General features: G+C 52.5%; 10 protein-coding genes. 4 read left to right on the forward strand and 6 right to left on the reverse strand.

The window, feature by feature from the left end; all coding sequences use genetic code 11:
- Nucleotides 1–65: 65 nt before the first annotated feature.
- A complete protein-coding gene (locus tag WAO31_RS04625) occupies nucleotides 66–1,274 on the reverse strand; it encodes a class I SAM-dependent RNA methyltransferase (RefSeq protein WP_509590813.1) in 1,209 nt (402 codons plus the stop codon).
- A gap of 38 nt (nucleotides 1,275–1,312) precedes the next feature.
- On the opposite strand from WAO31_RS04625, the gene WAO31_RS04630 reads away from it, so the two are divergent.
- Both WAO31_RS04630 and WAO31_RS04635 read left to right on the forward strand, forming a co-directional pair.
- Entirely contained in the window at nucleotides 1,313–1,939 is a 627-nt protein-coding gene (locus tag WAO31_RS04630) for a Maf family protein (protein ID WP_509590816.1), read from the forward strand.
- Nucleotides 1,940–2,014: 75 nt separating this feature from the next.
- Nucleotides 2,015–3,787: an acetyl/propionyl/methylcrotonyl-CoA carboxylase subunit alpha gene (locus tag WAO31_RS04635; protein WP_509590818.1), complete on the forward strand. Its 1,773-nt coding sequence runs from the start codon at nucleotides 2,015–2,017 to the stop codon at nucleotides 3,785–3,787.
- A 9-nt stretch (nucleotides 3,788–3,796) separates the two neighbouring features.
- Here the strand turns inward: WAO31_RS04635 and WAO31_RS04640 are convergent, their stop codons facing one another.
- Nucleotides 3,797–5,203, reverse strand: coding sequence for an NAD(P)H-quinone dehydrogenase (locus WAO31_RS04640; RefSeq protein ID WP_509590821.1), 1,407 nt, complete (start codon nucleotides 5,201–5,203; stop codon nucleotides 3,797–3,799).
- A 52-nt stretch (nucleotides 5,204–5,255) separates the two neighbouring features.
- Here WAO31_RS04640 and WAO31_RS04645 point away from each other — a divergent pair, with 52 nt between their 5' ends.
- Entirely contained in the window at nucleotides 5,256–6,077 is an 822-nt protein-coding gene (locus WAO31_RS04645) for a purine-nucleoside phosphorylase (protein ID WP_509590824.1), read from the forward strand.
- Nucleotides 6,074–7,702: a phospho-sugar mutase gene (locus WAO31_RS04650; protein ID WP_509590827.1), complete on the forward strand. Its 1,629-nt coding sequence runs from the start codon at nucleotides 6,074–6,076 to the stop codon at nucleotides 7,700–7,702. The genes WAO31_RS04645 and WAO31_RS04650 overlap by 4 nt, the downstream gene beginning before the upstream one ends.
- On the opposite strand, the gene WAO31_RS04655 is transcribed toward WAO31_RS04650, so the two are convergent.
- The 4 genes from WAO31_RS04655 to WAO31_RS04670 form a co-directional block, all read right to left on the reverse strand.
- Entirely contained in the window at nucleotides 7,699–8,361 is a 663-nt protein-coding gene (locus WAO31_RS04655) for a pyridoxamine 5'-phosphate oxidase family protein (RefSeq protein WP_509590830.1), read from the reverse strand. The two genes, WAO31_RS04650 and WAO31_RS04655, sit on opposite strands and share 4 nt — an antisense overlap.
- Nucleotides 8,362–8,380: 19 nt before the next feature.
- Entirely contained in the window at nucleotides 8,381–8,653 is a 273-nt protein-coding gene (locus WAO31_RS04660; protein ID WP_509590833.1) for a PTS sugar transporter subunit IIB, read from the reverse strand.
- Nucleotides 8,654–8,673: 20 nt separating this feature from the next.
- The gene (locus WAO31_RS04665) at nucleotides 8,674–9,117 is read right to left on the reverse strand and encodes a PTS sugar transporter subunit IIA (RefSeq protein ID WP_509590836.1); all 444 of its coding nucleotides are present in this window, start codon (nucleotides 9,115–9,117) and stop codon (nucleotides 8,674–8,676) included.
- Nucleotides 9,117–9,637, reverse strand: a 521-nt coding sequence (locus tag WAO31_RS04670) for an adenosine deaminase family protein (RefSeq protein ID WP_509590839.1), incomplete at its 5' end; no start/stop codon positions are given. The genes WAO31_RS04665 and WAO31_RS04670, both read right to left, overlap by 1 nt.

The raw sequence follows: 9,637 nt of genomic DNA on the forward strand, positions 1-9,637 counted from the left end.
GGGATTGAAAATAACCCGGGCCTCTTAATTTCCCCATCCTTTTTTCACTCGCCAATGTGAGGAAATTACAACACCAAGCTCGCAATAGTTTCAAAGTGGTGGGTGTGCGGAAATAGATCAAAAGCCTTCATTTGCTCAAGCTGGTAGCCACCCGCAATCAGAAACTTTAGGTCTCTAGAAAGCGACACCGGGTCACAGGCAACGTAAATGATTTTGGCTGGACGCAAAAACAAGAGCTGATCGATTACGGATTTGCCGGCGCCGGCGCGGGGTGGATCTAAAACCACAGTGGCACCGGTGAGCTCAAGACTCTGCTTGATTTGGGCCTTTAAGAATCCTTCGACGGGTGCAGACACCGCTCGGTGCTTGCCAAGATCCACAAGGTTTGCTGTGGCATCGGCAGTTGCTACCTTGGAGGATTCCACGGTTGTGATGTTCAGAGCTTTTCCATACTTGGTTGCGAGCGCTCCAGAAAATAGTCCGACTCCCCCGTAGAGATCAAGGTTGTTTGCGGCCGGGTCTAGCCCTTCCGACATCTGAACTACCTCTTGGGCTAACAGTTCAGCGGCACCGCGGTGCACTTGCCAGAATCCTCCGCTGGAAATGCGGAAAGATCTACCCATTGCACGCTCGACCAGCTTTTTATCGCCCTTAACTTTTTTGTCGATAAACCACTGAACCCCTCCGGTTGAGGCGGTGGAAATTTCGATGCGCTTAACGTCCTGCCAATTCTTTAGATGAATACCCAATTCGTTAATTTCAGTGTTGGCTAGAGGTAAAGACTTCACCGGAACCACCTCGTGGGTTCTTTCCCGGTATGGGCCGGCTACACCTTCGCTCGAAACGTGCAGTTGAATTCTGGTTCTATACCCGAGGCCGTTTATAAGCTCATCTCCTGGCACTGGCATAACTAGAACCTCGCGCTCGATACCGCCCATCCGGGAGAGTGACTCGGTGAGCACCTCGGTTTTTAACTTTCGTTGGTACTCGAGTTTCAGGTGTCCAAACTCCGCGCCTCCGGCTCCTAACCTGTCGGCTTCTTTCCAGATATGTGGAACGCGCGATCCGGAAGGATCGAGAACTTCGATGGTCTCGGCTCGACAAAATGAGCCGCCCTTATCTTCAAAAACTTTGGCTCGGACTTTTTCACCGGTAGCGGTGTGGGAAACAAAAACCACCCGGCCCTGGTGCCTGGCAACGAAGATTCCGCCGTGGGCCACCTTCTCGATGTCCAGTTCAATTTCGGAATTTAGCCAGTTTTCAGTTTTTGTCATTTCACAAGTGTTCCACAGCTACAAAGTAGTCTTGGCAGGTGACCCGATTAGTATTGGCTTCTTCTTCCCCCGCAAGACTCGCTCTATTGCGCTCCTCGGGGATAGATCCCGAGATTGTGCTTCCAGACGCTGACGAGGAAGCGCTCACTCAAGCCGCAAAACAAGAAAACCCTGACCTGAAAGCCGAACAGCTGGTTAGTTTGCTCGCAAAAGCAAAGGCCGAATCGGTGCTTTCCAATAGCTCCACTCACGGGGCACTGGTTTTAGGCGGCGACTCGGCTCTTGAGTTACAGGGAGAAATCCTTGGAAAACCCCACGAGCCTGAGATTGCAATAAAGAGGTGGCAAAACCTGAGCGGTAATCAAGGTGTCCTACACAGCGGGCACTATCTGGTTGATAACCGCTTCCCAAACAATCCGGTTGGAGCCTCAATGGTCAGCTCAACAAAGGTGTTTTTCTCAAAGCTCTCGGACCAAGAAATTCGCGACTACGTCGCAACGGGTGAGCCGTTGAAAGTCGCCGGTGCCTTCACAATCGATGGCTTGGGGGGAGCATTTATCGATCGAATCGAGGGTGATTCACACACCGTGGTCGGGCTGTCCCTAAAGGTGCTTCGTGAGCTGGCAGCTGGCTTTGGGGTCCATTACCCGAGTTTTTGGCGCTAATCACAGTCCAATTAGCTTTTATTTTGTAGCTAACTGCCAAGGTGGCCCCTGTTTCTCCCAATAGGCTTTTGTCTTATGGCAGGACCGCTCCGGAAAGTCCTCATCGCAAACCGCGGTGAGATCGCCGTTCGCATCGCAAGGGCCGCCAAAGACTCCGGGAGATTATCGGTAGCGGTCTACGCCGACCAAGATCGAGACAGCCTGCACGTCAAGGTGGCCGATGAGGCCTACGCCCTAAACGGCATAACCTCGGCCGAGACCTATCTGGTGATTGAAAAACTCATGTCCATCGCTAAGCGAAGCGGCTGCGACTGCGTTCATCCGGGCTATGGATTTCTCGCCGAGAATGCCGACTTTGCCAGAGCGGTAATAGCTGCGGGACTTACCTGGATCGGTCCATCGCCTGAAGCCATCGAGAGATTGGGCGATAAAGTTTCGGCCCGCCACGTTGCTGAAAAAGTTGGCGCCCCGCTGGCACCCGGAACCTTAAATCCGGTGGCCGATGCTAAAGAAGTTTTGGACTTTGTTAAGAAGCACGGACTTCCGGTTGCAATTAAGGCAGCTTACGGCGGCGGCGGCCGCGGCATCAAGGTCGCCTACCAAGAATCAGAAGTTGAAGAACTTTTTGAATCAGCCACCCGTGAGGCCATTGCGGCCTTTGGCCGTGGCGAATGCTTCGTTGAAAAATACCTAGAGAAACCTCGCCACGTTGAGACCCAGTGCCTAGCCGACTCAAAGGGAAATGTGGTGGTGGTCTCCACACGCGACTGCTCTTTGCAGCGAAGACACCAGAAACTCGTTGAGGAAGCTCCAGCTCCTTTTTTGACCGAGGATCAAAATAAGAAACTTTACGAATCCTCGAAAGCCATCTTGAAGGAAGTTGGTTACCTGGGTGCCGGAACTTGCGAGTTTCTAGTTGCCCAAGACGGCACCATTTCATTTCTTGAGGTGAACACCAGGTTGCAGGTTGAGCACCCGGTCTCAGAAGAAGTCACCGGTCTTGACCTGGTCAGGGAACAGTTCCGAATCGCCGAGGGCGGCGTACTTGATTACCCAGACCCGAAAGTTTCCGGGCACAGTTTCGAATTTCGAATTAACGGTGAAGACCCAGGTAGAAACTTCATGCCCTCTCCAGGTTCGGTTCACGTTTTCAAGGCTCCGAGTGGCCCGGGGGTAAGGGTAGATAGCGGAGTGGAGTCCGGCGATGTAATCTCCGGAAACTTTGACTCGATGATTGCGAAGCTGATCGTATCGGGCAAAGACCGGACCGAGGCGCTCGAGAGATCCCGAAGAGCGCTAGCCGAAATGGAAGTTCTGGGTCTTCCAACCGTGATTCCATTCCACCGAAAGATTGTTAACGATCCCGCCTTTGCTGCAAGCGATGGAAAATTTGGCGTCTATACCCGCTGGATTGAGACCGAGTGGAAAAACACCCTGGAGCCCTGGGGTGGTACAGCAGACCAACTAGATGTTGACCCGGTGACCAGAAATACCGTTGTGGTTGAAGTTGAGGGAAAGCGCGTGGAGGTTAGCATTCCCGCCCGCTTCCTACACTCGGGAACCGGATCTCAAACCGCCGGGCGCGCGCCGAAAAGAAAAATTTCCGCCCACCACGCCTCGGCGGGAGCAACGGCAACTTCAATAAAGGCGCCGATGCAGGCAACGGTTGTGAAGTTGGCGGTAAGCGTTGGCGACAAGGTTATTGAAGGTGATCAGGTGCTGGTTCTTGAGGCCATGAAGATGGAGCAGTCCATCACCTCGTCCAGAGATGGCGTGATTTCGGCCATTAGGGTTTCAGTCGGCGAAACAATCGCCTCTGGAACGGTTCTAGTGGAGTTTGAGAAATAGTCCCAAGATTTAATCCATGTTTGGCGTGTAAAGGCTCCTGGCCGCATCGGTAATTGTTCCGGTAAGCGATGGATACACCGTGTAGGTGCGAGCGAGTTCATCAACCGTTAGCCGATTTTCAACAGCTATGGCGATTGGATAAATGAGTTCCGAGGCGCTCGGTCCAACCACAACTCCACCGAGAACTGTTCCGGAGCCGGTCCTGGCAAAGAGCTTTATGAAGCCCTCCTTGATTCCCTGCATCTTGGCCCTTGGGTTAGTTGCGAGAAGAATCTTCTGGATGTGCCCCTGGGTAAGACCTTCCTTGAGATCAGATTCTGACCATCCAACCGAGGCGATCTCGGGGGATGTGAACACGTTGGATGCAATGTTGCGCTTTTGGGTAGGGGTAGCAATGTCTCCCATGGTGTGAAACACCGCGGTGCGACCTTGCATCGAAGCCACCGATGCCAGCGGATAGAAATCGGTGCAGTCGCCAACCGCGTAGACGTTCGCCCTTGAGGTTCTGGCCACTCGGTTCGCGATGACGTGACCAGATTCTTTTGTTAGCACTCCGGCTTCTGCAAGTCCTAGGTTTTCTGTATTTGGGATGGAGCCAACCGCCATCAGGCAATGCGAGCCCTCAACAACTGTTCCGTCTTGCAAGGTGACCTTGACGCCGTCTGGGGTTTTTTCGACCTTGTCGGCACGGGTCTTTTTCAAGATGTTCATACCTCGGCTGCGAAAGACCTCCTCGATCAAAACAGCTGCGTCCAAATCTTCCCCGGGTAGAACAAAATCCCGACTGGAAACCAGCGTTACCTTGCTTCCAAGACTCAGGTAAGCGGATGCAAATTCTGCACCGGTGACACCGGAGCCGACCACAATCATGTGCTCGGGTAATTCGGTCAAGTTATAAAGCTGGGTCCAGGTGAGAATTCTTTCGCCGTCGGGCTCCGAGGAGGGAAGAGTTCTGGGTCTGGCTCCTACCGCCAGAACGATTGTTTTGGCTTCTAGCCGCTCGGGTTTTTGTCCTGGGGCCTCGGCAATTACTGCGTGGTTGCCATCTAGTTTGCCAATGCCGTTGATGATCCTAACTCCGGCGTCGGAGAGTTTCTGCATCATCTCCTTAGACTGAGCCCCGGCAAGATCCATTAGCCGTTGATTTACCGATTTCAGATCCACCAGGGCTGCGCCTTCTTGGATTGCGACATTGATTCCCAACGACGATGCGGTGCGAATGGCTTCTGCGGCTGTTGCAGTTGCTATCAAGGTTTTGGACGGAACAACATCTGTTAGAACAGCCGATCCACCGATGCCCTGGCGCTCAATTAGTGTGACCTGGGCTCCAAGCTTGCGGCCAGCTAAAGCTGCCTCATATCCGCCTGGTCCTCCTCCGATAATTACGATGTGGTGGGTTGAGTTGTTAGGGTTCACGGGCTAATTGTGCCCTATATCTATCACCTTGCTTGGAGCTAGACTCACATCCATGACTAACCCCTTGGAAATAATGGCCAATAACCCGTTTGAAGTAGCCAAACAGGCTGCCCACCAGATTCACGAGGCAACCGGAGTTGCTCATCACGATATTGCCCTGACGTTGGGATCCGGCTGGGCTAAAGCGGCTGATCTAATTGGTGAGACCGTTGCAACAGTTCCTGCCAAGGACATCATCGGTTTCTCGGCACCGGTTGTTGAAGGTCACGTTGCAACCATTCGTTCGATAAAGCTTCCAAGCGGCAAGCACGCTCTGGTGCTGGGTGCAAGGACCCACTACTACGAAGGCCACGGGGTTCGCCGCGTGGTGCACGGAGTAAGAACCGCTGCTGCAACCGGAGCCAAGATCATGATCCTCACAAACGGTTGCGGTGGCATAAAGGAAACTTGGAAGCCGGGAACCCCGGTTTTGATCAGCGACCACATCAACCTAACCGCCGATAGTCCACTCGAGGGTGCGACCTTTATTGACCTAACGGACCTTTATTCCAAGCGTCTTCGCGAGATCGCTAAAGGTGTTGATAGTTCATTAGATGAGGGCATCTATGCCCAGTTCCGCGGACCCCATTATGAAACTCCGGCCGAGGTTCAGATGGTGAAGCACATGGGCGGCCACCTGGTCGGAATGTCGACCGCCCTCGAGGCCATCGCCGCCCGCGAAGCGGGAATGGAGATCCTAGGTTTTTCTCTAATGACAAATCTGGCAGCCGGGGTTCAAAAGACTCCCCTTTCCCACGCTGAAGTTTTGGAAGCGGGCCGGGAGGCTGAACCAAGAATTAGTGCCCTTTTGGCCTCAATAATCGAGAAGCTATGACCGAACTAGCAAAGCTAATTGCTCAAGCCAAGAGCTGGCAAGCGCAAGACCCAGATCCAGAAACCCGAGCTGAGCTTGAGGCACTAATTTCTGAAGGAAACCAGGAAGGTCTCGCGGATCGATTTGGATCACGCCTGGGTTTTGGAACTGCCGGCCTTCGAGGTGAACTCGGGGCCGGACCTAACCGAATGAACCGGGTTCTGGTGGCTCAAGCGGCGATTGGAATAGCCAGATACCTGAAGGCAAACTTTGATGACCCAAGTTGCGTGATTGGATTCGACGCCAGAAAAAACTCCCACGTTTTTGCAAAAGACTCCGCAGAGATTCTCACCGGTCTTGGAGTTCGGGCCTACCTTTTCGATTCACTGGTTGCCACTCCGATGGTTGCCTTCGCTGTTCGCGAGCTCGGTTGCTCAGCGGGAGTTATGGTCACTGCCTCCCACAACCCGCCGGCTGATAACGGGTACAAAGTTTTTGATCACACCGGGTCTCAAATTATTCCCCCGATGGATGCTCTGATTGCCGCGGAAATAGACAAGTTTGCCAATCAGGAATTGGTTTCCGATCTTGCAAGATTGAACGACTACTCAGCAGTTCCCAAGCAAATCTCGGTGGACTACCTCCAGGGAGTCAGCGGTCTGTTAAATCGACACTCCGACCGAAAGCCAATAAAGATTGTTTACTCAGCCATGCATGGCGTTGGCTCGGAGTTCATTGAGAAGATTTTTGATATTTCGGGAATGGATCCGCTGATTCAAGTAAAGGCCCAGCAGGCACCGGATGGATCTTTCCCGACCGTTGCCTTCCCAAACCCCGAGGAACCGGGCGCCATGGATCTATCGATGGAGACAGCCAAAGCTTCCAGTGCTGACCTTGTAATGGCAAACGATCCAGATGCCGACAGACTTTGCGTTGCGTACCGCGATTCCAAGGGTGGCTATGTCCAGCTAACCGGAGATGAACTGGGACTTCTTCTGGCTGAGGAATTAGCTGGCCGAGCCAAGCGTGAGGGCCGAACGGGTTCACTGGCCTGCTCGATAGTTTCATCTTCGGCAATTGGAAAAGTCGCCGAGCACTACGGTCTTGGCTTTAGCCAAACCCTCACCGGCTTCAAATGGGTCGGTCGAGTGCCTGACCTTATCTTTGGCTACGAAGAAGCCCTCGGCTACTGCGTAGATTCCAAGCGGGTAAAAGACAAGGATGGTTTATCGGCAGCACTGGTTGTTGCAGATATCGCCACTACTTTGGCCACCCAGGGATACACCATCGGTGATCAGTTAGAAAACCTTGCGGAGCGTTACGGTTATTTTGCAACCGGACAAATTTCTTTCCGAGTGAAAGATCTTTCGATTATTGAAAACCTGATGACCAGGCTGCGCGCTACTCCCCTGACTGAACTTGCCGGGCAGGGCGTTGCATTTACTGACTTTGCCAATGGATGGGGAGAGTATCCCGGAACCGACGCCATTCAATTTGATTTGGCGGATGGCCGAAGGGTGATTGTTCGACCCTCCGGAACCGAACCAAAACTCAAGTGCTACCTTCAGGCGATTGGCGACACTCGAGAAAACTCGCAGGCTTTGCTTGAGGAACTTCGTGAAGCGATGGCGAAGGTACTGGACTAAGCCTTCGGGTTTTTTACATAAGCGATAACACTTTGTGGAACCTCTAGCCCAGCCGATTCTTCATCGCCAGGAATTGGCTCATCGGCAACCAGGTGCACAGGAATAACTCCTGACCAAACTCCAGTTCCAGAACCCTCGCCGTCTTCCGGCATTCCGGTTCTGACCTTGACTGAAGCTTCGTCCAAAGAAAGTGAGAGCAGTGTTGTTGCGGCAAGTTCTTTTGCTGTTGAGGTTCGAACTTCGCTGACTCTTCCAGGTAGTAATCCATTGCTTACCTTTTCCAAAAGTGCATTTTTCTCAGGTCCATTTATTTCTTCGGCCGCACCGAGAATCACAACGCTTCGGTAGTTCATGCTTGAGTCAAATGTTGTTCTTGCCACGACCATGCCATCGAGCTTGGTGACGGTCACACAGGTTGGGATGCCCTTGGCTAGTTCTCTCATGAACCTGGCTCCGGAGGATCCGTGAATCAAAATGCGGTCGCCGTCTCTGGCGAAGGCGTAGGGAAGAACAAATGGTTGTCCGTTCTCGACATACCCGACGTGACACAAAATTGTGGAGTCCAAGATTTCATACATCTCGTCACGGTCTTCAACCGTGCGCTTTTTCAACCGGTTGATTGCTGTTCTGTCGGTCTGACCGGGGTTTGGAAGCACCATGGCTAGAGTCTATAGATTCTTAGAGAAGTGCCTTAGACAGCTTGGTGCTTAGCTCCTCTAGGTCAAAGAAGTGGTCGATCGAAATAATCTCTGCGTTTACTCCACGAAGTGACTCGACAAGCTCTGGGGTGGTGAGAATAATTTGGGCATCGAAAGATGCCTTCCTCGCTGTTGACATATCCGCCGCTTCGACAGTTGCCTCTATATCAAGCATCTTCAGTACTTTCTCGGCGTTGATTTTTAGGAGCACCGAGGTGCCAATACCCATTCCACAAACAGCAATAATCTTCACTTGGCTATTGTGCCAACAACTTAGGCAATCAAGGCTCGGATTTGCCCAATGTTGGAACAAGTTAGCAAGGAATTAACATGTTTGGAATCTGACAAAAACTCAGCGAGGTTAGCCATCACCTCTATATGCGAGTCGTGGTCGGTTGCAGCGAGACCAAATACCAACTGCACTGGGTCATTTTGCGAATGCTTGAACTCGACTGGTTCACGAATAATCAAAAGACTAAGTCCAGTGGCCACAACGGCTTCGCTTGGTTTGCCGTGAGCCAGAGCAATACCGGGGGCAATAACTATATATGGACCAAATTTATCTATCGCCTCAAGCATTGAGTCGACGTACTCTGGCTTGACTCTTTGGCTTGCGACCAATAGATCACCGGCAATAGTGATTGCCTGATTCCGGTCAAATACCGATTCCTTGATGAGGATCGCACCTTCACCAAAAGAATCGGAGAGTGTGCTCATTAGGCTTTGGCGAAGCCGTCGCTGATCATGTCGATTAGCTCTTCGCGATCTTCGAGTGCCTGGAAGCTAGCCTCTGCTGCGTTTAGCTGGAATTGCTCGATGTCGGCAAGGCCGTATCCAAAAGTTGTCATCAGAAGTTCAATTTCACGGGTAAGGGAGGTGTTGGACATCAAGCGGTTATCGGTATTGACCGTGACTTTGAAGCCGAGGTCATACAAGATGTCAAATGGGTGATCAGAGAACTGGTCGCCCAGCATCGAGATGGCCCCGGTCTGCAGATTCGAAGATGGCGAAAGCTCTAAGGCGATTTGACGATCGTGAACCCACTCGGCCACTTCGCCAAGGACCACCAGGTCGGTGTCTCCCTCGGTGCGCGAGAACATGACGTCCTCGATGATCCGAACTCCGTGACCCAGGCGCAACGCTCTACCCGAGACAATTGCATCTTTGATTGACTCGATGCCGTCCGCCTCACCGGCGTGGACGGTGACTGGGAACAACTGCTCCGCTAGGTAGTCAA

The organism is Rhodoluna sp. (assembly GCF_049276775.1).
Lineage (GTDB): Bacteria > Actinomycetota > Actinomycetes > Actinomycetales > Microbacteriaceae > Rhodoluna.

Excerpts from the sequence above, each read along its gene's own strand:
- WAO31_RS04625 (WP_509590813.1), bottom strand. The coding sequence starts at position 1,274 with ATGACAAAAACTGAAAACTGGCTAAATTCCGAAATTGAACTGGACATC.
- WAO31_RS04635 (WP_509590818.1), top strand. The coding sequence starts at position 2,015 with ATGGCAGGACCGCTCCGGAAAGTCCTCATCGCAAACCGCGGTGAGATC.
- WAO31_RS04645 (WP_509590824.1), top strand. The coding sequence starts at position 5,256 with ATGACTAACCCCTTGGAAATAATGGCCAATAACCCGTTTGAAGTAGCC.
- WAO31_RS04650 (WP_509590827.1), top strand. The coding sequence starts at position 6,074 with ATGACCGAACTAGCAAAGCTAATTGCTCAAGCCAAGAGCTGGCAAGCG.
- WAO31_RS04655 (WP_509590830.1), bottom strand. The coding sequence starts at position 8,361 with ATGGTGCTTCCAAACCCCGGTCAGACCGACAGAACAGCAATCAACCGG.
- WAO31_RS04665 (WP_509590836.1), bottom strand. The coding sequence starts at position 9,117 with ATGAGCACACTCTCCGATTCTTTTGGTGAAGGTGCGATCCTCATCAAG.